Below are 26,218 nucleotides of genomic sequence, written 5' to 3' on the forward strand. Positions count from 1 at the left end.
GAAAAACTTGCACCGCTAGTTTACGTAGTTCACGGGCGGCGGGCGCGTCGTACGCAGCGTCGTACACCGTGCCGTACAACGCGTCCTCCACCGCGTCCTCCACGGCGAACAGGAGCATCCGCACATGACCACCCTGTCCCTGGCCACGATCCTCGCCGAGGCCGCCCGACGCCGCCCCGACCACCTCGCGCTCGTCGAGGGCGAGCGGCGGATCACCTTCGCTGAGCTGTGGCGGCAGGCCAGGACCCAGGCGGCGGCGCTGGGCGCGCTCGGCGTGCGGCCCGGCGACAAGGTCGCCCTGATGGCGCCCAACACCGCCGAGTTCCCGCGCGCCTACTACGCGATCCTCGCGGCCGGTGGCGTCGTGGTCCCCGTCCATCTGCTGCTCTCCGCGGGCGAGGTGGCCCACGTACTGCGCGACAGCGGCGCGAAGCTGCTGCTGTGCCACGCGGATCAGGCGGCGACCGGCGGCGAGGCCGCGGCCGCCACGGACGCGCGGATGGTCACCATCGGGCCCGAGGTCCGGGTGCCGGGCGCGGACGGCCGCCTGGAGGACCTGGCGGAGACCGTGGAACCGCTGCCCACGTACCTCACCCGCGAGGCCGAGGACCCGGCCGTGGTCTTCTACACCAGCGGCACGACGGGCGTCCCCAAGGGCGCCGTACTCACCCACCTCAGCCTCGTCATGAACGCGACCACCAACGCCTTCGACTCGCACGAGGTGCGGCCGGACGACATCACCCTCGGCGCGCTGCCGCTCTACCACACCTTCGGGCAGACGGCGAGCATGAATTCCTCCTGGCGGCGCGGCGCGACGCTCGTCCTGCAGCCGCGCTTCGACGCCGCCGCGGCCCTGGGCCTGATGGTGCGCGAGGGCGTCAACACCTTCCAGGGCGTGCCGACGATGTACGTACGGCTGCTGGAGGCCGCGGGCGAGGCGGCCGAACTGCCGAAGCTGCGCCGCTGCATCTCCGGTGGCGCCTCGCTCCCGGTCCCCGTCCTGGAGAAGTTCACCGAGGTCTTCGACGCGGAGGTGTACGAGGGGTACGGGCTCTCCGAGACCTCGCCGACCGCGGCCGTCAACCAGCCGGTCTTCGGCGCCCGCGCGGGCACGGTCGGCCACGCGATCTGGGGCGTGGACGTGGAGATCGCCGCGCCCGAGCCCGCCGACCGCATCGAGCTGCTGCCGGCCGGCGAGCTGGGCGAGGTCGTCGTGCGCGGCCACAACGTCTTCGCCGGCTACCTCGGCCGCCCCGAGGAGACCGCGGCGGCCCTGGTGGACGGGTGGTTCCGCACCGGAGACCTCGGCACGAAGGACGCCGACGGGTTCCTCCGCATCGTCGACCGCAAGAAGGACCTGATCATCCGCGGCGGCTTCAACGTCTATCCGCGCGAGGTCGAGGAGGCACTGCTGCGCCACCCCGCCGTCGCCGAGGCCGCGGTCATCGGCCTGCCGCACGCGACCCACGGCGAGGAGGTCTGCGCCGTACTCATCCGCGACCGGCACGCGGACCCGGCGCCCACCGCCGAGGAGATCATCGACTGGTCCAGGGAACGGCTGGCCAAGTACAAGTACCCGCGCCGCGTCGAGTTCGTCGACGCCTACCCGCTCGGCCCCAGCCACAAGGTCCTCAAGCGCGAACTGCGCGCACGGTTCACGTCGGCCTAGGAACGCTCCGGCGCCGGCTGCCGCAGCGCCCTGGTACGCAGCGCCAGCAGGGCCTCGAAGCGGAAGGCCGGGTCCGCGAGGCGGTCGCCGAAGAGGGCGTCCAGGCGGCGCAGCCGCTTGCGGGCCGTCTGCGGGTGGATGCCCAGCGCCGTGGCCACCTCGGGCGCTGTGCGGCCCCAGGACATCAGCAGCGCGTCCAGCGTCTCCGCCAGCCGCGCCGCGGTGCCGGCCGGCAGGCCCGCGAGCACGCCGAGCAGCCGGTCGCCCAGCAGCCGCCCGACCGGCGCCGACCCGAGGAGGTGCAGATCGGCGAGCGGGATCAGCTCGCCGACCGGCTGGAACTCCGGCTCGGGCGCCGCGGAGTACCGGGGGTGACTCATCGCGAGCCGGACGCAGTGGTGGGAGACCCAGGCGTCGGCCGGCGGGACGGCCGGGCCGAGCACGGTGCGGCGGCCGCGCAGCGCGTTCCGTACGTGGTCGAGCAGCCCGCCGTCCGCCGGCTCGGGCACGACGAGCACCAGGTCGCCGCCGCGCGGCAGGACCAGCACGTCCTCGTGCAGGCCGCGGGGGGTCGGCCGGGCGGTGCCGGGGGCGGGCCGGGCGACCAGTACGGCGACGGTTTTAGGCAGCGGCCATCGGGCGCGCGCCGCCAGCGCCCGCAACCGGTCGGGCGCCGGCCCGCGCGCGCCTTCCAGCAGCGCTTCGGCCAGCGCGCGCCGGCCGCGCTGCACCTCGCCCTCGGCCCGCGACTGGGCCGCGCTGAAGCCCCGGACGGCCTCGTTGGACAGCGCGTTGATGTGCGTCAGTACGGCCTCGTGCAGCGGCAGGACGACGTCGGGCGGCAGCGCGGCGGTGCGGGCCAGCTCCGCGTAGCGCCGGCTGCCGACCCGGGCGCCGACCCGGAAGGCGGCCTGCAGCCCGTCCGTCGTACGGCCGTTGAGGAATTCCACCCGCCCCAGGTGCCGGAAGTGCGCGATGTGGTGGTCCTGGCTGCTGTCCGGGTGCTCGGTCAGCTCGGCGAACTGGCGCAGTGCGCGGCGTACCGCCCCGAACAGATCCCGTCCGACGGGGGAGTCCAGCGGTCGCCGATAAGCGGGCACCTCTTCCCGAATCACGTCGACCATGTCGCCGGCGATCTCCCCGATCCGCGGGCGGATCAACGTGGCCAGCACGGGCGGGAGTTCCTGCCACGGGCGGCGGCTGAAGGTCTGCTCCGGTGCCTGCATCGAGGGTCTCCCTGGGGTGGCCGGCCCTCGCGGCCGGCGGTCCGGAGGGGCTGTGCGCGGTGAGCCGTGCCGCCGCAGGAGTGTCAGGGGCGTGACACCTTTGCGCGCCGGGCGCGGTGTTTCCTTGGCCCGCGCCGGCCTGCGACGACAGCGTGGTCACGACGTTACGTGCCGGTAGCTTCCGGCTGACTCCCCTGAAACGAGTTGTGACGGAAATCCCGCGCGGCACGTCCGTAACCCGTAACTCCTTGTCCTGCCAGCTGTCCCTGCCGGCCTGCCCGGCAAGAGGGGAACCACTCATGCGCAGAAACGGGACCACACGCGCAGCGCACCGGCGCCGACGTCGGCTGACGGCCGTGGCCGTGGGCCTCGCCGTGGCGGGCGGCCTCGGCCTCTCCGGAGCGACGGCCGACCGGTCGACGGCGGCCGCGACCGCGGCGGAACCCCAGGGCCCGCCGCAGAGCAACTTCCTGTCCGCCTTCGCCTACTCGGCGGCCCATCCCGCGGCCGTCCCCGCCGGAGCCAACGACTGGGCCTGCGAGCCGGACCGGGCACACCCCCGCCCGGTCGTCCTCGTCCACGGCACCTTCGAGAACCGCTACGACAACTGGGCCGCCCTCGCCCCGAAGCTCAAGGCCGCCGGGTACTGCGTCTACGCCCTCAACTACGGCGGCGAGGAAGGGCAGCCGGTCCTGGGCACCGGCGACATCCCCGCGTCCGCCGGGCAGCTCGCCGTGTTCGTCGACAAGGTGCGCGCCGCGACCGGCGCCGCCCGGGTCGACCTGGTCGGCCACTCCCAGGGCGGCATGCTGCCCCGCTACTACCTCGGCAGACTCGGCGGCGCCGCAAAGGTCGACAAACTGGTGGCTCTCGCCCCCACCAACCACGGCACCTCACTGGCCGGCCTCGCCCTGCTCGCCCATGCCGTCCCCGGCACCGAGGACACGACGAGCACCGGCTGTCCCGCCTGCCACCAGCAACTGACCGGCTCGGACTTCATCGAAGACCTGAACGCCGACGGCGAGACCGTGCCAGGCGTCACGTACACAGTGATCATCAGCCGCTATGACGAGGTGGTCACCCCCTACACCTCGGCCTTCCTCACACCCGCCCCCAACGTCACCAACACCACGCTCCAGGACATCTGTCCGACAAACCTCAGCGAACACACCACCATCAGCTACGACGGAACGACGACCCGCCTCGTCCTGAACGCTCTCGACCCGACCCACGCCCAACGGCCTGCCTGCTGAGGTCGGTACCCGTGTCCTGCCGCTCCCCGCCGCCCGTGCGGGGAGAATGGGCCGAGCACACGGCCGTCGACGGACAGCGGGGCGAGGATGCGGACAGGGCTGCTACGGATGGTGGGCGCGGCGACCGCCGTGTACGGCATGGCGGTGACGGCCCGGCCCGAATGGCTCGCTCGGCCCTCGGGGCTGGCGGACGCGGAGGGCCGGGTGGCCGCGGCGACGCGGGTCTCGCTGCGGCCGCTCGCCTGGCGCGACGCGGCGAGCGGCGCCGCGCTGGTCCTCGCTCCCGAGGGCCCGGCGCTGCGTGCGGCCGCCCTGGTCCGGATCGCCGCCGACTTCGGCGACGCGGCCCTGCTCGGCGCCACCCTCCCGGACCGGTCCGCGCGCCGGATGGCCGTCGCGGTGTCCGTCGGCTGGGGCGCCCTCTCGCTGGCGGGGCTGCTCGCGCCCGACCCGCGGCGGCGCTCGGCGGGCCGGGGGTAGCGCCCCCGCCGGGCGGCTCCCGCCTGCTGGGTCTCCTCACGAGACTCTCCGTATCCTGGCCGTATGAGGCGGACATCCTTTGCGCACTGGCCCTGCTCGATCGCGCGCACGATGGATCTGTTGGGGGACTGGTGGACGCCGTTGGTGTTGCGGGAGGCGTTCTACGGGATCCGGCGGTTCGATGCGTTTCAGGAGTCGTTGGGGATCGCCCGGAACACGTTGACGGACCGGCTGCGGCGGTTGGTGGACGAGGGGCTGTTGGAGAAGCGGCCCTATCAGAGTGAGCCTGTGCGGTACGACTACGTGCTCACCGAGAAGGGGCGTGACTTTTACACCGTATTGCTGGCCATGAACCGGTGGGGTGATCGTTGGCTGGCCGGTGAGCAGGGGCCGCCGATCGTCTTCCGGCACGACTCGTGCGGGCACGACAGTCACGCCGAGGTGGTCTGCGCCGACTGCGGCGAGCCGATGACGGCGGAGAACACCCACGCCCGACTGGGCCCCGGCTATCCGCCGAAGCTGGCCCAACGGCCGGATGTGCGGGAGCGGTTCGGTCACTGAGTCGGCTCGCGCGCAGGCGTCGCTTGCCCTTGACAGGTGAGTCTAATTACGCAACTTTGGAGGTCAGAGCCCTGAAGAGGGGTAGCGCTGAGGAGGCTTGCCAGGCATGGAATGGACGGGCGCGCGGTACGCGGACGGGCCGACGGTCGAGGTGGACACCTGGGTCGGCGCCCCGCCGGAACGGGTGTGGGAGCTGGTGTCCGACATCGAGCTGATGCCGGAGCTGAGTACCGAACTGCGGTCGGCACGGTGGCTGGACGGCGCTTCGGGGCCGGCCCTCGGCGCCCGCTTCGTGGGGCACAGCGCCCATGAGGCGCTGGGGGAGTGGCAGACCACCTCTCACGTCGTGGAGTGCGACCCGCCGTGCGCCTTCGCCTGGGCCGTCGCGGACCCCGAACACCCCTCCGCCACCTGGCGGTTCACCCTCGCTCCCGAGGGCGGCGGCACCCGGCTGCGGCAGTGGGTCCGGCTGGGGCCCGGCCGGTCGGGGCTCTCGCAGGCCATCGACCGGATGCCCGAGAAGGAGCAGAAGATCGTCCACGTACGGCTGCGGGAGTTCGAGCGGAACATCACCGCCACGCTCGACGCGCTCAAGAAGCGAGCCGAGCGGGCCGAGCGGGCCGAGCGCACCGACTCCCGGAAAGCGGGCGCCTGATGCGTACCGCGACGACGATCGAGGCGTCCGGCGGCCCGTGGCCGGAGCTGGTGGACTACGTCACCGAGGCCGAGAAGCTGGGCGTGGACATCTGCTGGGTGGCCGAGGCCTGGGGCTCCGAGGCGCCGTCCCCGCTGGGCTACCTCGCCGCGCGCACCGAGCGCATGCTGCTCGGCTCGGGCATCATCCAGCTCGGCACCCGTACGCCGATGGCCATCGCCCGCGCGGCGATCACCCTGGCGCAGATCTCCGAAGGCCGCTTCCTGCTCGGGCTCGGCCCGTCCGGGCCGCAGGTGATCGAGGGGCTGCACGGTGTGCCGTTCGCCCGGCCGCTCTCCCGTATGCGGGAGACCGTCGAGATCGTGCGGCAGGCCGCCTCCGGGGAGAAGATCGCGTACTCCGGGCGGGAGTTCACCATCCCGCTGCCGGGCGGTGAGGCCAGGCCGATGCGGCTCTCGATGCGTGCCGAGCACGACATCCCGGTGTATCTGGCGACGCTTTCGCCGAAGATGCTGCGGCTGACCGGCGAGGTCGCCGACGGCTGGCTGGGCACGTCCTTCGTGCCCGAGGGGGCCCGGGAGGCGTACTTCGATCACCTGGACGCGGGGCTGGCCGCCGCCGGCCGCACCCGCGCGGGCCTCGACATCTGCCAGGGCGCCGAGGTGGCGTTCGCCGAGGACGAGGGCGCGCTGCGCACGATGGTGGCCGGGCGGAAGAAGGAGCTGGCCTTCAGCCTCGGCGGCATGGGCTCGGCGAGTACGAACTTCTACAACCGCGCCTACAGCCGCCAGGGCTGGGCCGAGGCCGCGGCCGAGGTGCGGGAGCGCTGGCAGGCCGGCGACCGGGAGGGCGCCGCCGGGCTGGTCACCGACGAGATGGTGCTCGGCACGACGCTCATCGGGACGGTGGACATGGTCCGCGAGCGGCTGCGCGTGTGGCAGGGCGCGGGCGTGGACACCGTACGGCTGTATCCGGCTGGCACTACCCTCGACGCCCGGCTGGCCACCCTCGGGCGCGCCCTGGACCTCGTACGGGAGGTGGCCGACGAGCGGTGACGCTCAGAAGCCACGGTCCCGTCGATCAGAAGCCCACGGTTCCGTCGATGCCCTCGCGGAGGAAGTCGGCGTGGCCGTTGTGCCGGGCGTACTCGTGGATGACGTGCAGCATCACGAGGCGGAGGGAGACCTCGCCCCAGAGCCGGGAGTGGCCCGTCACGTCGAGGGAAGGTGCCGCCGCTTCGATGCGGCGGGCGTGTGCGACCTCGGCCTCCCAGGCCGCGAACGCCTCGGACCGGGTGGCGCCGGTCGCGTCGTACGCGACCTGGCGGTCCCCCTCGTCCGACCAGATGAGGGGGACGTCCTCGGCGTTGATCACGTCGCGGAACCAGGTGCGCTCGACCTCCGCCAGGTGCCGTACCAGGCCGAGCAGGCTGAGCGTGGACGGCGGCATGGACTGTCGGCGCAGCTCCTCGTCGGTCAGCCCCTCGCACTTCATCGCGAGCGTCGCGCGGTGGAAGTCGAGGAAGCCGCGGAGCGTCTCCCGCTCCCCGCCCCGCAGCGGCGGCATGACGCGGTCGACCTTCGCGGCCGGCTGCTCGGCGGACTGCCCGGCCGACTGTCCGGTGGTCACGTGCGGTCCCCTCCCCGTGTGCCGCCGCCCGTGCGGCGGCGGCTCCGGGTGAGGCTAGTCCACCGTCGCGTCCACCGCCGGGGATTCCTCGGCCCGCTTGCCCAGGAGGCTGTGCCGGCGCCCGTAACCGAAGTACAGGGCCAGACCGGCCGCGAGCCAGACCAGGAAGCCGATCCAGGTGATGACCTGGAGGTTCAGCATCAGGTAGAGGCAGCAGAGGAGCGAGACCAGGGGGATGACGGGCACCCAGGGCGTACGGAACGCGCGGGGCAGGTCGGGGGCCTTGCGCCGGAGGATCAGCACGCTCGCGGAGACCGCGGCGAACGCGAACAGCGTGCCGATGTTGACCATCTCGGCGAGCAGGTCGAACTTCAGGAACGCGGCCAGGAGCGCCATGATGACGCCCAGCACCCACAGGTTGATCTTCGGCGTGCCGTGCTTGGGGTCGACCTTGCACAGCGCCTTCGGCAGCAGCCCGTCGCGGGCCATCGCGAAGACGACCCGGCTCTGCGAGCGGAAGCAGATCAGGCTCACGGCGGTCAGGCCGACCACCGCGCCCACGCTGATGACCGTGGCGAAGGCCGGGTGCCCCTTGGCCGTGAAGGCGTCCGCGAGCGGCGCCTGCACCGACAGCTCGGAGTAGTGCTGCATGCCGGTGACCACCAGGCACACCGCGACGTACAGCACGGTGACGATGACCAGCGAGGCGATGATGCCGATCGGCAGGTCGCGCTGCGGCTTGCGGGTCTCCTCGGCGGTCGTCGCGACCATGTCGAAGCCGATGTACGCGAAGAAGACCATCGCGGCGGCGCTCAGGATGCCGGCCACGCCGAACGCGGTCGGGGTGATGCCGGTGAGCACCTGCAGCAGCGGGGCCTGCAACCCGGCGACCTTGCCGGTCGGCTCGGCGTCCGGGACGAAGGGCTGGTAGTTCGCGGTGTCGATGAGGAACGCGCCCGCGATGATCACCAGCAGCACGATGGCGAGCTTGACGGCGACGAGCACGTTCGTGACGCCCTTGGAGAGCTTGCCGCCCGCGATCAGTACGCCGGTCAGTACGAGGATGAGCAGCGCGGCCGGGAGGTTCATCACCGAGCCGTCGCCGCCGCTCAGCGCGGCCGGCAAATGCACGCCGATCCCGTTGAGCATCGAGTTCAGGTAGCCGGACCAGCCGACCGCGACCACCGAGGTGGCCAGCGTCAGTTCCAGGCTCAGCGCCCAGCCGATGATCCAGGCGGGCAGCTCGCCGAGCGAGGTGTAGGAGTACGAGTACGCGGACCCGGCGACCGGCACGGAGGACGCGAATTCCGCGTAACAGAGGGCCGCGCAGGCGCAGACCGCGGCGGCGACGACGAAGGAGAGCGCCACGGCGGGGCCGGCCATGTTCCGGGCCACCGTGCCGGTCAGTACGAAGATTCCGGTGCCGAGAATGACACCTACCCCGAGGATCGTGAGATCCAGCGCGGAAAGATCACGACGAAGGCGCTGTTCGCCTTCTCCGCGAGCTTCCTTCAGCGCGCGTTCCAGGGGCTTCTTTCGTAGCAGACTCACGGTGTTTATCCGAACTCTCAGGGTTACCGGGAACTAAGGGTGGTGTTCCCGACGAGGGAGTGTCGGACAGCCGCGCAGCTCACCGCAACGCGACGTCCCCGTGTCTCACATCGTGATACATCTTGTCCGTCCCGGTATTTCCCCGGTCACAGCACCGTTCACATCACCGTGCCGATATGCCACGGCACGAATTCCTCCTCGCCGTATTCCATCGATTCGCTCTTTGTGGGCTCGCCCGAGGCGACCGCGAGGACGCGTTCAAAAATGGCCTGCCCCGTTTCCTCGACGGTGGTGGTGCCGTCGATGATGCCGCCGGTATTGAAGTCCATGTCGTCGGCCATGTGGTCGTACAACGGGGTGTTGGTGGCGAGCTTCAGGCTCGGTACGGGCGCGCAGCCGAAGGCCGAGCCGCGCCCCGTGGTGAAGCAGACGACGTTCGCGCCGCCCGCGACGATGCCGGTCACCGAGACCGGGTCGTAGCCGGGCGTGTCCATGAAGACAAAGCCCTTGCTCGTGACGGGCGCCGCGTAGTCGACGACCTCGGCGAGGGCCGTCGTGCCGCCCTTGGCGACCGCGCCGAGCGACTTCTCCAGGATGGTGGTGAGGCCGCCCGCCTTGTTGCCGGGGGAGGGGTTGTTGTCCATCGACCCGCCGTTCTTCGCGGTGTACTCGCGCCACCACGCGATGCGTTCGAGGAGCTTCTCGCCGACCTCCTTGGTGGCGGCGCGGCGTACGAGCAGGTGCTCCGTGCCGTAGATCTCCGGGGTCTCGCCGACGATGCCGGTGCCGCCGTGCCGGACCAGCCGGTCGACCGCGTTGCCGAGCGCGGGATTGGCGGTGATGCCGGAATACGAGTCGGAGCCGCCGCAGTTGGTGCCGAGGATCAGCTCGCTCGCCGGCACGGTCGTCCGGCGGGCGCGGTCGGCGGCCGGCAGCATGGCGGTCAGCCGCTCGACGCCGGCCGCCACGGTCTTCTTCGTACCGCCGAGTTCCTGGATCGTGTGCGCGAAGACCGGCAGGTCCGCGCGGAGCGGCAGCCCGTCGGTCAGCGCCGCGATCTGGTTGTCCTCGCAGCCCAGCCCGAGGAGCAGGAAACCGGCGAAGTTCGGGTGCGTCAGGTAGCCGCGCAGCACGCGCCGCAGTACGTCGATGCCCTCGCCGTCCGCGGCGAGTCCGCAGCCCTGGCCGTGGGTGAGCGCCACGACGCCGTCGATGTGGTCGAAGTCGTCCAGGACGCCGGAGTACCGCATCCGTGCGGCGATCTGTTTGGCGGCGGTCGCCGAGCAGTTGACGCTGGTGAGGATCCCCAGGTAGTTGCGGGTGCCGACCGAGCCGTCGGCGCGCACGTACCCCTGGAAGGTGGCGCGCTCGGACTCGGGGAGCGGCTGCACCGGGCGGGCGTCCACGGAGAACTCGTAGCCGCGCTCGAACTCCCGGTACTCCAGGTTGTGCAGGTGGACATGGTCGCCGGGCGCGATGTCCGCCGCCGCGAAGCCGATGATCTGGCCGTACCGCAGCACGGGCGCGCCGCGGCGGACGGCGCGCAGCGCGATCTTGTGCCCGCGTGCCACGTCGGCCCGCAGCAGTACGGTCTCGCCGCCCGCGTCGACGGTGGTGCCCGCGGGGATGTCGGCCGTCGCCACCGCGACGTCGTCCTGGGGCTGGAGGCGGAGGGCGCGGGCGACGGCGGGCGGGACCATGGGCACCTCGATACGTGGGCGGAGCGGCCGGCGGGTCGAACGTTCTGACGCGCTCTCAGGTATGCCCGCACACCCACTCATTGACGCCGCTCAGAAGGCCGCCTTACGCTCCCGCTCAATAGGTCGGACAACGTTCGGTATCTCGAACAATCGCGAACGTGATCAGAGAGGCTCCCATGCTGACGACGCCCCTGAGCGGTGTGATCCCCGTCGTCCCGACGGTCTTCGACGACGAGGAGGAGCTGGACCTCGCCGGACTGGCCCGGGTCGTCGACTACCTCATCGACGGCGGCGCCGACGCGCTGTGCGTCCTGGCCAACTACTCCGAGCAGTTCTCGCTGACGGACGAGGAACGCGACCAGGTGTGCCGTACCGTCCTCGAACACACCGCGGGGCGCGTCCCGACGGTCGTGACGACCAGCCACTACAGCGCCCGCGTCGCCGCCCGCCGCGGCCGCGAGGCGCAGGCGATGGGCGCCGACATGATCATGCTGATGCCGCCGTTCTTCGGCGCCACGATGGCGGTCCCCGAGGCGGCACTGACCGAGTACTTCACCACCGTGGCCGCCGCCACCGACCTCCCGCTCATGGTCCAGGACGCCCCCATGTCCACCACGCCGCTGCCCGTCGGTGTCCTCGTCCATCTGATCAAGGAGGTGCCGCAGCTGCGGTACGCCAAGATCGAGACGCCGGGCGCCGCGGACAAGCTCCGTACCCTCATCGCCGCGGTCGGCGACCGGCTGGAGGGCCCGTTCGACGGCGAGGAGGCCGTCACGCTCATCCCGGACCTGGACGCGGGCGCCGTCGGCACCATGTCCAGCTCGACCGTGCCCGACGCGCTCGGCCGGATCGTGCGCCGCTACCACGCAGGGGACCGGGCCGGCGCGGTAGCGGACTGGGAGGAGCTGCTGCCGCTGATCCACTACGAGAACCGGCAGTGCGGGCTGCGCGCGCAGAAGATCCTCCTGGCCGAGGGCGGCATCATCGGCTCCGAGCGCACTCGCGCCCCCTTCGGCCCGGTACCGCCGGCGACCCGCACCGGGCTCCTCGAACTGGCCCGCCGCCACGACCCGTTGGTGCTGCGCTGGGCGCGGTGACGGGGGGCCTGTGCTCAGCCGGTCGCGGTCCCGTCGGGCGTGGGGCCCCGGGACCGCAGCGGCCGTACCGGAAGGTCGGCGACCAGCCGGCCGTCCTGGTCCTCAACCAGCAGCGACTTGATGGAGTCCCGGGCCATCGCGGTCATCATGCGGGTACGGGCGCCGGGACCGGGCGCGGTGAGGCTGCCGGCGGGTACTCGGTTCCCGTCGGCGTCGGCCGTCATCATCCGGTACGTCCGGCCGGGCGTGAGCCCGGACAGCGACACCGGTACCTCGGTGCCCCACGGGTGCGGGATCATCAGCCCTTCGCGGGCCACCGTGACGACATCCACCGGACCGCTATCCCGGTCGTGCACGGCCACCGGCACGAGGATGGCGAGGACGGCCAGTGCGGCGGCGGCCGCGAGGACGGCGAGCCGGCGGGTGCGGCGGGGGCGGGGTTGGAGCCGGGGCCGGGTCCAGGGTGCGGACGGCGGTACGGGCGCGAGTACGGGTACGGGCGCGGGCGGTTCCGACGGCGCGGGCAGCGGCGATGGCGCGGGCAGTGGCGTCGGCGCGCTCTCCGCGCGCTCGAACGTCCGCACCACCCGGCGCACGCCTTCGCACTCGGCCGCGCACTCCTCGCACCCCGCCAGATGCCGGGTCAGGGCCGCCGGCAGCGGGCGTCCCAGCAGCAGGAGTTCCGTCGCCTGCGAACGGACCGCCTGGCACAGGGCACTCATGGGGCCAGCCATCCGTTCTCCTCCAGGATGCTCCGTAGCGCGCGGACACCGTAATACAGCCTGCTGCGCATGGTGGCCGCCGGGATGCCGAGCTCGGCGGCGAGGTCCGCGCAGGTCCGGCCGAGGAAGTAGACCTCCACGACGGCCTGCCGCTGCTCATCGGAGAGCCGCAGCAGCGCCTCGTCCAGCTCGATGCGGGTCAGCAGATGGTCGAAGACGTCGGTGCGGGCCGGCTCCGGCTCCTGCTGCTCGCGCCGGTCGGCACGGTCGCGCACGGACCGGCGGCGTACGGCGTCCACCACCGCGTTGCGGGCGATGGCGAAGAGCCAGGTGCGCAGCGTCGCGCGGGCCGCGTCGAAGCCGTCGGCCGCGCGCCAGGCACGGATGAAGGTCTCCTGCACGACGTCCTCGGCGAGCTGGTGGTCGCCCAGCGCGTTGAGCGCGTAGCCGTACAGCTCGCCGCCGTACCGGTGATAGGCGATCCGCACGTCCGCCTCCCCGTCCAGCGTCTCCCCGACCGGCGTCTCCTGGGTCGACGGCTTCGCGCCGGGCGCATCAGCCGTCCCGCGGCGGCGCACCCGCCGGAGCAGCCCGCCCACTACCGGCCCCGCCCCGGAAGCCCCGCCCACCGCACACACATGCGCCCGTCCTCCTCCAACGCCGAGAGCCGATCGTCCGTGATCACCGTCGAAGGGAGTACGCAGCGGACGCGGCCACCGTTGAAGCCGGACCGAAATTCTTCAGCAATCCTCCACCAGCACGACATGCTTGAGGTACCGGCTCCCGAGGCCGATGAGCAGGGTGGCCTTGTCGCGGTCCAGGCGTACTTCGATACGGCCGTGCCGATGCGCGTCCGTGGACAGGCTCAGCAGGTCGGAGGCGCAGCCGACGCTGAGGAAGTGCAGCCGGGAGAGGTCCACGACCAGATGGCCGTCGTGCGCCGAGCGCTTGAACGCCTCGCGGAGCGCGGAGATCCACTCGATCTGGGTGGCCATGTCGGCCTCGCCGACCAGCCGGACGGAGCCCGCCGCGTGCAGCGCACGCAGCGCACCCGGCCCGTCGAGCAGGTCGTGCGGATGGGCCGCGCGCAGGGCGTCGAGCACCGCGGGCTCAAAGGCGCTCGTGTCGTATGCGCAGATCTCGCTGTAGGAGCGGGCGGCGAAGAGATGCGCCGCGTTGTTCTCGCGGGCCATCACCTCCGCCACGTCCGCGCCGAGGTCGGCGATCCAGCGCATGTCGATGTACGCGCGCAGCCCGGCATAGCGCTTCGCGAGCGCGCCGGCGATCTCCTCCTGGATGCGCTGGCACTGGCGGGCGGGGGTGAAGCGGTCGTAGGGGTGGAGCAGCCTGCGCATGCCGGCGAACACCAACTGGCCGCGGGCGCAGACGTGGTCGAGCGAGGGGCCGTGTTCCTCCAGCCGGTCCCGCACCGTGTCCCGGTCGGCCTGTGGCGCAGGGCAGATGATGACCTTCTCGCCGCGCGCCAGCCCGGTCCACGCGTACGCGGCCACCAGGTCCCACCTGGGCCGTTCCGTGTACCGGCAGAACGCGTGGTCCCCGGGCCGCAGCCGCTGTACGGGCAGTGTGCCGCGCCGCGTCGTCTCCCCGGCCATCGCGTCCCCGGCCACTCGTCCGCCGCCTTCCGACCGCACCACCGTCCGGACTGTGCCGTACGCCAACTTCAGCAGAACGTAAACGATCGCGTGCGCCCCGCGCCCAGTCGTGCGCCAACTGCACGACTGGGCAACGACTGTGCAAGAACTGTGCAAGAAAACCGCTTACCCGAGGCCTCTCCTCGAACGATCCGATGCGGAACCCGAACGAGAGCTGTCAGCTCCGGTCCATCGCCCCGCGGCATTGACCGCGACCCTCCGGCCCCTTACGTTCACCTCCGGCGCGCGGCACGGAACGCGCGCCGTCGGCTTTCCGAAGGAGGCCCAGGTGTCCGTCACCATTTGTTCCCTGCTGTGGGACGCGAAGCGGCACGGCGCACGCACGCAGAAGATCTCCTACGACTCCGACGGTTACCATCTCGTCCGCTTCCCCTACGACACGTCGGGCGAGAGCTACGACCCGTGGCGCATGCACGACCCGGCCAACGGCGGCGGCGACCCGTCGGCCTTCCCCGACGCCCGCTCCGGACTGATATGGCCCAGCCACGAAGGCTGGGGCGTGCTCTCCGCGATGGTCTTCTGGTCCGCCGACTCCCGCCCCAACGAGTACCGCGCCCGCTTCGTCCGCGACCCGTTGAACAGCGCCGGCGGCTACGACTCCACGGCCACGACGGACACCTGGAAGACCGGCGGCGGCCAGTACAAGACCTACATGTGGCAGATCTTCGTCCACCCCGGCACCCCCATCGGCCTCAAGATCTCCGCCCGCGGCAGCGGCGACACGAAGGTGCCGGTCCCGATCACCCACGCCCAGTTCAAGCTGGCCATCCATACGGATGTGAAGCGGCCCTGAGGCCGGATGTGAAGCGGCCCTGAGGCCGGTGGGAGTCGGGTGGTGCCGGTGAGTGGCAGGAGTACGCTGAAATCACTCCCGTGACAGAGAGGCGGTGAGGCGGCCATGGACACCGGTATCACCATCGCCGTCATCCTCGCGTTGGTCATCCTGGGCGCACTGCTGATCCACCGCCTGAACGACCAGACGACCGGCCGGATCGCGGCCCACCCCCACGGCCACCACCCGCACGGTCACCGGGCCCCGCACCGCCACCGGCTCCTGCCGCGCCACCGGGGCCTGCCGGGGCACCGGGGCCACCACGACTCCACCGAGCCGCCGCCCCCGGGATCCTCTCCGTAGCTCCGCCAGGTCAGTCCGCCGAGGGGCGGGCCGCACCGATCGGCGGTGGGGTGCCGACGGTGTGACCGAAGTAGTCGGTCTTCCCCGGGGCGGTGTCGAAGCGCTTCCGCAGGTCCAGGCCCTTGCCCCGCAAGGCGTCGCAGTCGGGGACGAGCAGGCGCGCGTCGGCGGCGGAGCGGATGTCCGGCAGCGGGCCGCCGGTGAAGCAGGGGCTGGCGGTCAGGCCGGTGGGGCGGTCGTCGGCGGTCTCCTGTGAGGTCGCCGCGCGCCAAGCCGCGAGGCCGAAGTACGGACGGCCGGCCCAGTTCACGCTCCACTGGCCCTCGGGGGCGCGGTAGTTGTTGCCCTGCAGGATGACATCGCGGGGATCCAGGCCGCGCTCCGCGGCGACCAGCGGGGAGCCGTCGGTGACCAGGAGGTTGTTGCGCAGGGAGACGCCTGTCTCGCCTCGCTCCAGTTGCACCGCGCGGCCGATTCCGTTGGGGGAGACCGTCATGACCACGGTGTTCTGGTAGATCCGCAGTTTCCGGATGTCCTTGCCGTGGACGGCCAGCCCGCCCTTGAGGGGCAGCTTGCGCGCATCGTTGACGCTGATGTTGTAGCGCATGGTGTTGTCGGTGTGGGCGCCGTTCGTGTAGCGCGTGTAGGCGTAGAAGCCGGGACCGTCGTTGTGGAACGCCAGGTTGTACTGGATCGTCGCGTCCGAGACGTTGGAGTCCAGCCCGAAGCCGGAGCCGTCGACGTCGGATCCGGTGTGGTTGTGGTAGGCGGTGTTGTGTTCCATCAGCACATCGGTGGCGTCGTAGGCCCAGATGCCCGCCGGGCCTGCCGGCGCCTCGGCTGCCGCGCGCTTCCCGTTGTCGTGGGCGCTGGAATCCCGCAGCGTGACGTCGCGGACACCGCCGAGGGTGATGCCGTCACCGGTGTGGCGGTCGCCGGCCTCGGGGTCGCCGGGGTTCCGGTACGCCTCGACGTCCGCGATGTCGATGTTCTGGTGCGCGTAGTCCGGGTGATCCGGGTTGAAGGTGGGACCGTAGGTCAGCAGCCCGACGTCCTTGTTGGCGTGCAGCCTGGCCTGACGGATGGTCACGTCCTTGAACCCGGTGCCGCCGGCCGCGGCGCCGACTGTGATGCCCGCCCGGAACCGGGAGACGTCGACGCGGGAGATGGTCACCTGGTCCAGCTTCGTCCCGTCCTTGAGGTCGCTGTAGAGGTTGATGCCGCTGTCGCGGGTGTAGGCGGCGCCCTTCCCGATGAGGGTGAGATCGCGGATGGCCACCCCCGCGGTGTTGTGCACGGTGACACCGGGGCTGCCGGTGGCCTCGATCGTCGCGCGCCCCTTGCCGTACGACCCGATCACCACGGGCCGGCTCGCGTCTCCCGCTTCACCGCGCTTGAGGATGACGGTCCCGGAGAACCGGGCGCCGCCCTTGAGCAGCAGCCGGTCTCCGGGGTGGAGCGTCACGCGCTCGACCCGCGCGAGGGAGCGCCAGGCAGTGCCCGGCGACGACCCCTTGTCGCGGTCGTCGCCGCGCGGGCTGACGTAGTACGTGTGGGACACGGACTCGGGCGGTGAGTAGTGCGGCGTTCCGGCGCAGCCGCTGGCGGCGATCATGAGTGTCGCGGCGGTGAGGGCGCCCGGCGCGTGGCGTGCGCTGTTCGCGGCTGTCCTGTGCATCGTGCTCAGGTTCCCACAGGCTCTTGGCGCGCCTGGTACGACGCTCCGTCCAGTGGTGGCCGGCAACGGTCGGTGAACCACGCGACCGTGTGCCGCAGGCCCTCCTCGATGGGGACCACAGGGGCCCAGCCGAGCTGCTCGCGGGCCCGGGTGATCACCGGGCACCGGCGGGCCGGATCGTCGACGGGGAGCGGGCGGTGGTCGATACGGACGGGCGAGCCGGTGATCGTGAGCACGAGCTCCGCGAGCTGGCGTACGGTGCGCTCGCTGGGATTGCCCAGGTTCACCGGCCCGCTGTGGCCGCTGTCGACCATCGCCACGAGGCCGCGTACGAGATCATCGACGTAACAGAAGCTCCGGGTCTGGCTGCCGTCGCCGTAAATGGTCAGCGGGTGGCCCGCCAGCGCCTGGCGGACGAAGGTGGACACCACGCGGCCGTCGTACGGCCGCATCCGCGGACCGTAGGTGTTGAAGATCCGCACGATGCCGACGTCGACTCCGAGGCTGCGCCGGTACGCCATGGACAGCGCTTCCGCGTACCGCTTGGCCTCGTCGTAGACGCTGCGCGGGCCGACCGGATTGACGTTGCCCCAGTACTCCTCGGGCTGCGGATGGGTCTCGGGGTCGCCGTACGCCTCGCTGGTGGAGGCCAGGACGAAGCGGGCGTCGTGCCGCTGCGCCAGCCGCAGGGCGTTCTCCGTCCCCCGGCTGCCGACGGACAGCGTCTCCAGCGGCAGCCGGTCGTAGTCCGGTGGCGAGGCGGGGCTCGCCAGGTGGGCCACGGCGTCCAAGGGGCCCGGCACGTCGAACGCGGCTGTCACATCGGTGTGGACCAGCCGGAAGCGGGGGTTGCCCCGCAGCGTGGAGACGTTCTCCGGCGCACCGGTGGAGAAATTGTCCAGGCACCACACCGTGTCCCCCCTGCGGAGCAGGGCCTCGCACAGGTGTGATCCGAGGAATCCACCGCCGCCGGTCACGACGATCTTCATGAGATGCCTTCCATGAGTGCCGCCGGGGAGGCGGCCGGCGTCGGCGCTTCCGGCACGGTCGGGTCGGACCACGGACGGCCCAGCGCGTGCAGCGTCCAGCCGGCCGAGGACCAGGGCTCCGCGTCGAGGCTGTTACGGGCGTCCAGGATGAGCGGGTTGCGCACCACGGCGGCGAGCGCCGCGGGGTCGATCTTCCGGTACTCCGGCCAGGGCGTGAGATGCAGGACCAGGTCCGCGTCCTCGCAGACCAGAGGGATGTACGGCGCGTACGTCAGGTCGGGATGGACGGCGCGCGCGTTGTCCAGGGCCTCCGGGTCGTGCACCCGCACGGTCGCCCCTTGCCGCTGGACGGCGGCCGCGACGGCGAGGGCCGGCGAGTCCCGTACATCGTCGCTGCCCGGCTTGAAGGCCGCGCCGAGGACGGCGATCCGCCGCCCGGTCAGCGATCCGCCCAGGAGCTGCCGTGCCCGGTCGACGGTGCGCCGCCGCTGCCGGGTGTTGATCCGGTCCACCTCGTGCAGGAACGCCACCGCCTCGCCGGCGCCCAGCTCCTCCGCGCGGGCCGCGAAGGCCCGGATGTCCTTGGGGAAGCAGCTGCCGCCGAAGCCGAGCCCCGGCTCCAGGAAGCGGTCACCGATCCGGGTGTCCGCGCCGATGGCCCGGGCGAGGACCGCGGCGTCGGCGCCCGCCGCGTCGCACACCTCCGCCATCGCGTTGATGAAGGAAATCTTGGTCGCGAGGAAGGAGTTCGCCGCTACTTTGACCAGCTCGGCGGTGGCCGGGTCGGTACTGAAGAACGGCACACCCGCGCGCAGCATGGGCCCGTAGATCTCCCGGAGGACGGCGTCGGCGCGCCGGGAGGAGACGCCCACGACGAGCCGCTCGGGCCGCATGGTGTCCCCGACCGCGCAGCCCTCGCGCAGGAATTCCGGGTTCCAGGCGATCTCGGCGTCCGAGCCGGTCGCGGCCAGCCGCCTGCCGAGCCGGGCCGCGGTGCCGACCGGCACGGTGGACTTGCCCACGATCAGGCTGCCCGGGCGCAGATGCGGTGACAGGCCGTCCACGACGGCGTCGACATATCGCAGGTCGGCGGCCGCACCGTCGGCGCGCTGCGGGGTGCCCACGCACACGAAGTGCGTCCTGGCGAAGGCGGCGCCTTCCGCGAGGGAGGTGGAGAAGTGCAGTCGGCCGGAGGCGACGGCGCGGGCGAGCAGCTCGTCCAGGCCCGCTTCGCGGATGGGCGCGCGGCCCGATGCCAGGGAGGCGATCCGTTCGGCGTCGATGTCGATGCCGAGGACCTCGTGACCGAGGTCGGCCATGCATGCGGCGTGCACCGTTCCGACGTATCCGGTGCCGATGACGGTCATTCTCATGGTGTTGCTCCTTCATATTCATGACGTCGCGCCCAGCCCGCGTAGCCGTGCGGATTGTGCTGTTGGAATCGCCAGGCGTCCTGGCACATGTCGGCGAGATCGCGGGTGGCGCGCCAGCCCCAGGCGCGTTCCACCGCGCGCGGGTCGGCGACGAGTTCGGGGACGTCGCCGGGGCGGCGGTCCACGACCCGGTAGGGGATGGGACGGCCGCAGGCCGCCTCGAACGCGGCGCGGACTTCGAGGACCGTCCGGCCCGATCCGACGCCGAGGTTGAACGCGTGCATACCGGGGCCGTCGGCGAGGTGCTCCAGCGCGACACGGTGGGCCTCGGCGGTGTCCATGACGTGGAGGTAGTCGCGGATCGCGGTCCCGTCGGGGGTGTCGTAGTCGTCACCGAACACGCTGAGCCGGTCGAGCCGGCCGGCGGCGACCTGCGCGAGGTACGGCACGAGATTGCCGGGAGTGCCGCAGGGCGCTTCCCCGAGCAGCCCGCTGGGATGGGCGCCGACCGGATTGAAGTACCGCAGGCACAGCACGGTGAATTCCGGGCAGCGGCGGCACACGTCGGCGAGAAGCTGTTCACAGGTCCACTTGGAGGCCGCGTAGGGATTCGTGGGCCGGGCGGGAGTGGTCTCGTCCAGCGGTCCGCGTCCGGCGTCGCCGTAGATCGAACAGGAGGAGGAGAACACCAGTTGGTGCACCCCGTGCTCGTGCATGGTCCGCAGCAGGGAGGTCGTCCCGCCGATGTTGGTGTCGTAGTACTCGACGGGCATCCGCGTCGACTCACCCACGGCCTTGCGGGCGGCGAAGTGCACGACGGCGTCCACGGAGTGGCGGTCGAAGACGGCCGAGAGGGCCTGCCGGTCACGGATGTCCACGTCGTAGACGGCGTCGATGAGGCGGTCGGCGAGCCGTTCCACGCGGGTGAAGACGCGCGGGGTGCTGTTGGCGAAGTTGTCGACCACGATCAGTTCGAAGTCGTGCTGGAGCAGGTCGACGCAGGTGTGACTGCCGATGAAGCCGGCTCCGCCGGTGAGGAGAATCGTGGTCGGTCTCATGGGCCCAGTTCCTTCGGGTTCGGGCGGGCGTCGGTCTCGGGGCAGTGAGCTCATGCGCTCAGGACCGCGACGGCGTAGGAGGGGAAGAGCGTGAGGGCCGTGGCGACCGGCAGCGTGGCGAGCAGGCCGAGGGCCAGCGGCAGCCGGGCCGTCGGCAGCGCGGAGACGAACCGGGTTCCGGCCGCCCGGGCCGCTTCCCGGACATGGAGTACGGGGACGGCCACGGTGACCGCGCCGTAGCCCGTGGCGGCGAGCAGGCAGAGGAAGACGTAGCCGGCCGAGGGGCTGGTCAACTCGCCCAGCAGGGCGATCGTGGAGAGGGCCACGGTGAGTGCGGCGAACGGGACGATCAGCCGGGCGAGCAGCGGCTGCGGCCCACCGGTGTCCTTGGGGGTGACCTTGAACGTCACCGGCCGCGGGCGAATCTTCTGGCGGACGGCGCCGCCGACACCCCAGATGACGAACGGCCAGCGGACGAGCGCGAACAGCCAGGTCTCCCAGCTGATGAGGGGGGCGGTGCGGGGGCGCAGCAGCCCATGGCGGCGCATCAGGTACAGCGTCAGCAGCAGCCACACGGGCATTACCCAGAAGTGGAGCAGGAAGTCGAAGTAGTTGACGTTCATCCACGGCAGGCCGGTGAGCACCGCGATCGGCGGGAGGGTCAGTCCGGCGACCATCATCAGGCCGAGGAGCGGGTAGTACGTCAGCGCGTAGGCGAAGCGCATGCGCAGCACGGCGGGCAGTCGCCCAAGGTGGCGCGGGAGCAGACCCAGCAGCATGGTCGTGAGGCTCCGGGACCACTGGTACTCCTGCGTCACCATGTCGGCGAAGGTCAGCGGCCCGTCCCCGTGCGCCTCGGCATCGATGGCGAAGGCACCGTGCCAGCCCGCCGAGTTGAGCAGGAACGTGGTGGAGAAGTCCTCGGCGAGTTCGGGGCCGAGGCCGCCGATCTGCCGCAGCGCCCCGGTACGTACGGCGTAGTGGGAACCGATGCACATGGGGGCGAGGCCGTCGCTGTGGCCGAGCTGGAAGGCACCGTGCAGGTTGGCCTCGCGGTGCAGCCGTCCGCGGGCGGCCCAGGAGACCGTGCCGTTGGCGTCGCACATGCTGGGTGCGGCGACATAGCCGATGGCGGGGTCGCCGAACGGGCGGACCATCTCGGCGAGGTAGGTCGGGGCCGGCACGTGGTCGCAGTCGAGTTGCGCGACAACGGCGTACTGCCGGTAGCCCCAGTGGTCGTAGAAGTACGCCAGGTTGCCTTCCTTGCAGCGCGTCCGGCGCGGCCAGTCGACCCGGTGGTACGGGGTCACACCGCGTCGGCAGGACACGTGCACGCCGTGCCGCCGGCACCATTGCTCGATCTCTTCGGTCGGGTCCTCGTCACAGAGCCAGACGTCGTACGCGTACGGAAACTCCTGGGCCAGCATCGCTTCGAGCGTCCGCCGAGCGGTGGGCCAGGGCTCCGAGGGGGCGCGGGTCACGACGAAGGCGACCGGCAGCCGGGGAACCGGCAGCGCGGGATCGACCCGGCGCAGGCGGATGGCGGCGAGCAGGAAGTAGGAGGGCATGGTGGTGAAGTAGAGGAGGAGGGCGCTGTTGACGATCAGCCCGGCCCAGCCGACCCGGTGCTCCGGTTGCAGCCACCACAGCCAGAACCAGACGAAGGCCGCCGCCCAGGTCGCGGCGACCAGGACGATGGCCGCCCGGTTGTGCCGGGGGAGGGCGCGCACGAAGGTCGTCGGCCGGACGGTGCGCACCGGGTACGGACGCCCGAAGACGGGGCCGCCGGTGGTGATCCGGGCGACGTTGCCGTCCGAGATCGACATGAGGTGGCGCTCCAGTCGGGGGAGATCCGACGGCACCGATTCGCTGTGCGTCACGTGAGGACGCTCCTCAGTGAGAGAACGCTGTACGCTGAGTGCGTATGTTTACGTCGTATATGTCCGACTTTGCGCCCGAAGTTTCCCGGAGTCAAGGGGGGCCATCGGGCGGCATGGGGAGAGCACCAGGAGAGGCACGCGGAGGCGAGCATGGCGAAGGACGCGAACGGTGCGAAGGACGCGAAGGGTGCAGGTGGCGGCGGGGGCCGGCGCGCCAGTGACCGCGGGCACTACGGGCGGCTGACCAGGGAGCGCGTGCTGGCCACGGCCCTGGAGGTGGTCGACCGGGACGGACTGTCCGGGCTGAGCATGCGCAAGCTCGGGGCGGAGCTGGGCGTGGAGGCGATGGCCCTGTACCGGTACGCGCAGAGCAAGAGCGACCTGCTGGACGGGCTGGTGGAGGCGTTCTGCGGGGAACTGGAGCAGGTCCTGGGGGAGGAGACCGAAGGGGCCGGGGCGCCGCAGGCGGGTGACTGGCGGCGGGGACTGCACCGCATCGCGCTCGCCACCTACCGGGTCGGGCTGTGCCACCCCCATGTGGTGCCCCTGCTGGCCACCCGCCTGCTGTCCACCCCGCTGGCCCGGCGGCCCCCGGCCGTGCTGCGCAGCGACGAGCGCGTCCTGGCGCTGCTGCACGCCGCCGGCATGAACGACCGCCGCACGGTGTCCGTCCACCGGGCCTTCACGGCGTGGCTGCTCGGCTACCTCATCGTCGAGCTGCGGGCCATGGACGACGAGCCCGCCGAACCGGATCCGGCCTTCCGGCTCGGCCTGCACCGGATGTCGGCCCAGGAGCTGCCCCGGCTGCGGGCGACCGCCCTCGCCCTCGCGGAGCGCGGCGGCCCGGAACAGCTGGCCGCCGGGCTGGACGCACTGCTCGACCGCTTCGACTGAAGGGGGTCACAGCCCCCAGCCGGACAGCCCGCGCCGGACCAGTGTCCGGGCGTTGTGGGTCAGGAGGTCGTACGGGTCGTGGTCCGTTGTGTCGATCTCGGTGACGTGCCAGCGGATGCCGGCGGGGGCGTGGCGGAGGGCTGTTGAGGGGTCGACCTTGCCCGTGCCGATGGGGGTTTGGGGGAGGTCGCGTTGGGCCGGGCCGTCCTTGAGGTGGACGGCTACGGTGCGTGTGCCCAGCTGTGCCAGTACGGATGCCGGGTCGGCGCCGGCGGCCACCGCCCAGTACACGTCGAGTTCGGCGACGAGGCGGTCGTCGGCCCGGGTCCAGAAGCGGTCCCAGGCCGGCGTGCCGTCCGGCAGGGGTGTCCACTCGAACCAGTGGTTGTGGTAGCCGAGTTGCAAGCCGTGGCCGGACAGTTCGTGCGCGGCCTCGCACAGCGTGTCGGCGAACGCGTCGAGCTTGTCCGGGTCGTTGAAGGCGTCCTCGTCGAATCCGGCCACCAGGTGGGGGTGCGGGACCAGCACGGTGTCCGCGCCGAGGACCTCGCACTCCGCGGCGAGCTCGGACAGGTCCCGCGGCAGCCCGGCGTGCACCGTCGGGGCGGTCAGCCCCGCGGCGTCGAGCGAGCGGCGCAGCCCGCGTACCTGTGCCATCCGGTCGGCGGCGGACCGGTCGGGCGCGCCGAGCCCGAACGGCTCCACGTGGCGGAAGCCGATGCCGGCCAGCCGGTCGAGTGTGGCGTCCCGGTCGGCGGCCAACTGGTCGCGGACGCTGAAGAGTTGGACGGAGAGGGAGGGGAGGGAGTGGGACTCGGTGGGTGTCGTGCTCAACTTCGGTGGGCTCCTGTTGATGCCGTACTGCGGTGGCTCCTGGTGATGCCGTACTTCGGCGACTCGTGCTGCTGCCTGGGCGCTCAGTCGACGATGAGCGGGCGCAGTGTGCGGTGGGCGATGCGCAGGCCCTGCGTCACGCGGTCCTCGTCGCCGCTCCAGACGGGGTCCTCGTGCTCGACGGAGAGCGTGCCGGTGAAGCCGTGCTCGTACAGCCGGTCCACGATGCGCGGCCAGTCGACCTGCCCGAGGCCCGGCACGCGGTAGCGCCACCAGCCCGTCTCCCACGGGTTGCCGCCCTTGTCGGTCTTCCCGAAGAAGCCGTACCGCTGCCGTGCCCGCGCGTCGAGTTCGACGTCCTTCGCCTGTGCGTGCACGATCCGGTCGGCGTACGGCGCGATGGTCTCGACCGGGTCGATGCCGATCCAGGTCAGGTGGGAGGGGTCCCAGTTCAGGTAGAAGCCGAGGGAGAACATCCACTCCCACAGCTCCGGTGAGTAGGCGAGGTTGCCCGGATAGCCGTCGGGGTGCCAGCCCTCCATGACGCAGTTCTCGATGATGAGTTTCACGCCGCGCTCCCCGGCGTACTCGACGAGCTCGGGGAGGACGCGTTCGGCCTCCGCGAGATTGTCGGCGACCGGCTTCGTCCAGTCCCGGCCGATGAAGGTCCCGACGTACGGGACGTCCAGTGCCTGGGCGGCGTCCACGGCGTGCCGCAGATGCGTACGGATCTCCGCGCGCCGGACCGGATCCGGGTGGAGGTTGTTCTCGTAGTACGCCAGCGCCGACAGCTCCAGGCCGTGCCGGTCGAACAACTCCCTTGTCCGCTCCGCCTGTTCGGGGTCGAAGTCGGCGACCGGCAGGTGGCTCGCTTCGAAGTCGCGGCCGCCGGTGCCGGGCCAGACGGCGACCTCCAGCGCCTCGTAACCCGCTCCGGCGGCCCAGGAGGCGATGCGCTCCAGGTCCCAGCCGGGCAGGCAGGCGGTCAGCATTCCAAGTCGCATGGTCACACCTTCGTCCAAGTACCGTCGTGATGGGACTGCAGGACCGCCTCGACGAGGCGCGCGGACCGCAGTCCGTCCGCGAACGTCGGCAGGCCCTCGCGCCGTTCGCCGCCGATCGCGGCATAGGTGTCGGCGACGAACGCCTCGAAGCACTGGGCATAGCCCTGCGGGTGTCCGGCGGGCAGGGCGGACAGCCGCCGCTGTTCGGCCGCGCCGTGCCCGGGATCGCGTACGACAAGACGGCTGCCGTCCAGGCCGCCCAGCCAGACCGTCTCCGGGTTCTCCTGGTCGAAGACCGCGCTCGCGCGGGAGCCGTCCAGCTCGAACCAGAGGCGGTTCTTGCGCCCGGGCGCCACCTGCGAGACGACGGTCGAGCCGAGCAGGCCGTTCGCCGTGCGCAGCAGTACGGTCGCGGAGTCCTCCGTGCGGACCGGTACGGTCGCGGAGGCGTCCGCCCAGCCCGAGAAGCTGGGGCCGCCGCTCGCGGGACGTTCGGGCACGGCGATGGACAGCGCGCCCAGTACCTCGTCGAAGCGCTCGCCGGTGACCCATTCGACCAGGTCGCACCAGTGCGACCCGATGTCCGCGAAGGCCCGGGAGCGGCCGCCGAGTTCGGGGTCGACCCGCCAGCCCGAAGCGTCGGCCGGCGCCATCCAGTCCTGCAGATAGCTCCCGTGGATCAGATTCCACCGGCCGAACTCGCCGGCCAGCCGCCGCGCGCGGATCTCCCGTACCAGCGGGTGGTAGCGGTAGACGAAGGGCAGCGTGGCCACCAGCCCGCTCTCTGCGGCGAGCGCGGCCAGCGACTCGGCCTCCGCGACCGAGACGCCCAGCGGCTTCTCGCAGACCACGTGCTTGCCCGCGCGCAGTGCTGCCTCGGCGTAGGCGGCGTGGGTGGCGTTCGGGGTGCAGATGTGGACCACGTCGACGCGGTCGTCGGAGAGCAGTTCGCCGAGATCGCGGTAGCCGTGGCCGACGCGCCACCGGCGGGCCACCTCGCGCGAACGCTCGGGGGAGGAGGCCAGGACGCCGGTCACCTCGCCACCGGCGAGCAGGACCGCCCTCCGGTGGACCTCGGCGATCATGCCGGCGCCGACGAGTGCCACGTGCAACAGAACGGCTCCTTCTGTGTGTTGAGGGGAAGGATTACGGGTGTC

The 26,218-nt window shown here is 71.8% G+C and carries 25 protein-coding genes; 10 read left to right on the forward strand and 15 right to left on the reverse strand.

All coding sequences use genetic code 11. The features are described from left to right. The first annotated feature begins 124 nt into the window (after positions 1–124). The gene (locus tag AB0I82_RS21180; RefSeq protein WP_363258855.1) at positions 125–1,669 is read left to right on the forward strand and encodes a long-chain fatty acid--CoA ligase; all 1,545 of its coding nucleotides are present in this window, start codon (positions 125–127) and stop codon (positions 1,667–1,669) included. On the opposite strand, the gene AB0I82_RS21185 is transcribed toward AB0I82_RS21180, so the two are convergent. Next, positions 1,666–2,895, reverse strand: coding sequence for a helix-turn-helix domain-containing protein (locus AB0I82_RS21185; protein ID WP_363258856.1), 1,230 nt, complete (start codon positions 2,893–2,895; stop codon positions 1,666–1,668). The two genes, AB0I82_RS21180 and AB0I82_RS21185, sit on opposite strands and share 4 nt — an antisense overlap. A 356-nt stretch (positions 2,896–3,251) precedes the next feature. On the opposite strand from AB0I82_RS21185, the gene AB0I82_RS21190 reads away from it, so the two are divergent. The 5 genes from AB0I82_RS21190 to AB0I82_RS21210 all read left to right on the forward strand — a co-directional run bounded on the left by AB0I82_RS21190 (position 3,252) and on the right by AB0I82_RS21210 (position 6,899). Continuing rightward, positions 3,252–4,148, forward strand: coding sequence for an alpha/beta fold hydrolase (locus AB0I82_RS21190; protein WP_363258857.1), 897 nt, complete (start codon positions 3,252–3,254; stop codon positions 4,146–4,148). A gap of 87 nt (positions 4,149–4,235) precedes the next feature. After that, positions 4,236–4,628 carry a hypothetical protein gene (locus tag AB0I82_RS21195; protein WP_363258858.1) on the forward strand — a complete coding sequence of 131 codons (393 nt, stop codon included), beginning with the start codon at positions 4,236–4,238 and terminating at the stop codon, positions 4,626–4,628. Between the two features lie 63 nt (positions 4,629–4,691). After that, positions 4,692–5,189, forward strand: a complete 498-nt coding sequence (locus tag AB0I82_RS21200; RefSeq protein WP_363258859.1) for a helix-turn-helix domain-containing protein — start codon at positions 4,692–4,694, stop codon at positions 5,187–5,189. Between the two features lie 106 nt (positions 5,190–5,295). Next, positions 5,296–5,844, forward strand: a complete 549-nt coding sequence (locus tag AB0I82_RS21205) for an SRPBCC family protein (protein ID WP_363258860.1) — start codon at positions 5,296–5,298, stop codon at positions 5,842–5,844. Further along, positions 5,844–6,899, forward strand: coding sequence for an LLM class flavin-dependent oxidoreductase (locus tag AB0I82_RS21210; RefSeq protein WP_363258861.1), 1,056 nt, complete (start codon positions 5,844–5,846; stop codon positions 6,897–6,899). The genes AB0I82_RS21205 and AB0I82_RS21210 overlap by 1 nt, the downstream gene beginning before the upstream one ends. 25 nt (positions 6,900–6,924) lie before the next feature. Here AB0I82_RS21210 and AB0I82_RS21215 read toward each other — a convergent pair whose 3' ends face one another. The 3 genes from AB0I82_RS21215 to AB0I82_RS21225 form a co-directional block, all read right to left on the reverse strand. After that, positions 6,925–7,410: a DinB family protein gene (locus tag AB0I82_RS21215; RefSeq protein ID WP_363259080.1), complete on the reverse strand. Its 486-nt coding sequence runs from the start codon at positions 7,408–7,410 to the stop codon at positions 6,925–6,927. A 117-nt stretch (positions 7,411–7,527) separates the two neighbouring features. After that, positions 7,528–9,024 (reverse strand): amino acid permease, encoded by a 1,497-nt coding sequence (locus tag AB0I82_RS21220; RefSeq protein ID WP_363258862.1) that lies wholly within the window; start codon positions 9,022–9,024, stop codon positions 7,528–7,530. A gap of 158 nt (positions 9,025–9,182) precedes the next feature. Continuing rightward, positions 9,183–10,724, reverse strand: coding sequence for an altronate dehydratase family protein (locus tag AB0I82_RS21225; RefSeq protein ID WP_363258863.1), 1,542 nt, complete (start codon positions 10,722–10,724; stop codon positions 9,183–9,185). Between the two features lie 176 nt (positions 10,725–10,900). Between AB0I82_RS21225 and AB0I82_RS21230 the strand changes: the two genes are divergently transcribed. Then, complete coding sequence (locus AB0I82_RS21230) at positions 10,901–11,821, forward strand: dihydrodipicolinate synthase family protein (RefSeq protein WP_363258864.1); 921 nt, start codon at positions 10,901–10,903, stop codon at positions 11,819–11,821. A 14-nt stretch (positions 11,822–11,835) separates the two neighbouring features. Here AB0I82_RS21230 and AB0I82_RS21235 read toward each other — a convergent pair whose 3' ends face one another. The 3 genes from AB0I82_RS21235 to AB0I82_RS21245 form a co-directional block, all read right to left on the reverse strand. Continuing rightward, a complete protein-coding gene (locus tag AB0I82_RS21235) occupies positions 11,836–12,555 on the reverse strand; it encodes a hypothetical protein (protein WP_363258865.1) in 720 nt (239 codons plus the stop codon). Next, positions 12,540–13,142 carry a sigma-70 family RNA polymerase sigma factor gene (locus AB0I82_RS21240; RefSeq protein ID WP_363258866.1) on the reverse strand — a complete coding sequence of 201 codons (603 nt, stop codon included), beginning with the start codon at positions 13,140–13,142 and terminating at the stop codon, positions 12,540–12,542. The genes AB0I82_RS21235 and AB0I82_RS21240 overlap by 16 nt, the downstream gene beginning before the upstream one ends. A 141-nt stretch (positions 13,143–13,283) precedes the next feature. Continuing rightward, the gene (locus tag AB0I82_RS21245) at positions 13,284–14,198 is read right to left on the reverse strand and encodes an MEDS domain-containing protein (protein WP_363258867.1); all 915 of its coding nucleotides are present in this window, start codon (positions 14,196–14,198) and stop codon (positions 13,284–13,286) included. Between the two features lie 286 nt (positions 14,199–14,484). On the opposite strand from AB0I82_RS21245, the gene AB0I82_RS21250 reads away from it, so the two are divergent. Further along, positions 14,485–15,009: a hypothetical protein gene (locus AB0I82_RS21250; protein ID WP_363258869.1), complete on the forward strand. Its 525-nt coding sequence runs from the start codon at positions 14,485–14,487 to the stop codon at positions 15,007–15,009. Between the two features lie 105 nt (positions 15,010–15,114). Continuing rightward, on the forward strand, positions 15,115–15,351 hold the full coding sequence (locus AB0I82_RS21255) for a hypothetical protein (protein ID WP_363258870.1): 237 nt from the start codon (positions 15,115–15,117) through the stop codon (positions 15,349–15,351). A 10-nt stretch (positions 15,352–15,361) separates the two neighbouring features. On the opposite strand, the gene AB0I82_RS21260 is transcribed toward AB0I82_RS21255, so the two are convergent. The 5 genes from AB0I82_RS21260 to AB0I82_RS21280 are packed head-to-tail and all read right to left on the reverse strand — an operon-like array spanning position 15,362 to position 22,275. Beyond that, positions 15,362–17,029, reverse strand: coding sequence for a right-handed parallel beta-helix repeat-containing protein (locus tag AB0I82_RS21260; protein WP_363258871.1), 1,668 nt, complete (start codon positions 17,027–17,029; stop codon positions 15,362–15,364). Positions 17,030–17,034: 5 nt separating this feature from the next. Continuing rightward, positions 17,035–18,018: a UDP-glucuronic acid decarboxylase family protein gene (locus AB0I82_RS21265; protein ID WP_363258872.1), complete on the reverse strand. Its 984-nt coding sequence runs from the start codon at positions 18,016–18,018 to the stop codon at positions 17,035–17,037. After that, the gene (locus tag AB0I82_RS21270) at positions 18,015–19,391 is read right to left on the reverse strand and encodes a UDP-glucose/GDP-mannose dehydrogenase family protein (RefSeq protein WP_363258873.1); all 1,377 of its coding nucleotides are present in this window, start codon (positions 19,389–19,391) and stop codon (positions 18,015–18,017) included. The genes AB0I82_RS21265 and AB0I82_RS21270 overlap by 4 nt, the downstream gene beginning before the upstream one ends. After that, positions 19,388–20,449: a UDP-glucose 4-epimerase GalE gene (galE, locus tag AB0I82_RS21275; RefSeq protein ID WP_363258874.1), complete on the reverse strand. Its 1,062-nt coding sequence runs from the start codon at positions 20,447–20,449 to the stop codon at positions 19,388–19,390. Before galE ends, AB0I82_RS21270 begins: the two co-directional genes overlap by 4 nt. Positions 20,450–20,499: 50 nt before the next feature. Continuing rightward, the gene (locus tag AB0I82_RS21280) at positions 20,500–22,275 is read right to left on the reverse strand and encodes a glycosyltransferase family 2 protein (protein ID WP_363259081.1); all 1,776 of its coding nucleotides are present in this window, start codon (positions 22,273–22,275) and stop codon (positions 20,500–20,502) included. 204 nt (positions 22,276–22,479) lie between these two features. Here AB0I82_RS21280 and AB0I82_RS21285 point away from each other — a divergent pair, with 204 nt between their 5' ends. Next, positions 22,480–23,223 carry a TetR family transcriptional regulator gene (locus AB0I82_RS21285; protein ID WP_363258875.1) on the forward strand — a complete coding sequence of 248 codons (744 nt, stop codon included), beginning with the start codon at positions 22,480–22,482 and terminating at the stop codon, positions 23,221–23,223. Positions 23,224–23,229: 6 nt separating this feature from the next. Here AB0I82_RS21285 and AB0I82_RS21290 read toward each other — a convergent pair whose 3' ends face one another. From AB0I82_RS21290 to AB0I82_RS21300, 3 genes are all read right to left on the reverse strand, one after another. Then, positions 23,230–24,057, reverse strand: a complete 828-nt coding sequence (locus tag AB0I82_RS21290; protein ID WP_363258876.1) for a sugar phosphate isomerase/epimerase — start codon at positions 24,055–24,057, stop codon at positions 23,230–23,232. An 83-nt stretch (positions 24,058–24,140) separates the two neighbouring features. Beyond that, positions 24,141–25,061 carry a sugar phosphate isomerase/epimerase gene (locus tag AB0I82_RS21295; protein WP_363258877.1) on the reverse strand — a complete coding sequence of 307 codons (921 nt, stop codon included), beginning with the start codon at positions 25,059–25,061 and terminating at the stop codon, positions 24,141–24,143. A 2-nt stretch (positions 25,062–25,063) separates the two neighbouring features. Continuing rightward, the gene (locus tag AB0I82_RS21300; protein ID WP_363259082.1) at positions 25,064–26,167 is read right to left on the reverse strand and encodes a Gfo/Idh/MocA family oxidoreductase; all 1,104 of its coding nucleotides are present in this window, start codon (positions 26,165–26,167) and stop codon (positions 25,064–25,066) included. Between the last annotated feature and the right edge of the window lie 51 nt (positions 26,168–26,218).

The sequence above is a fragment of the Streptomyces sp. NPDC050315 genome, from assembly GCF_040655775.1.
Lineage (GTDB): Bacteria > Actinomycetota > Actinomycetes > Streptomycetales > Streptomycetaceae > Streptomyces.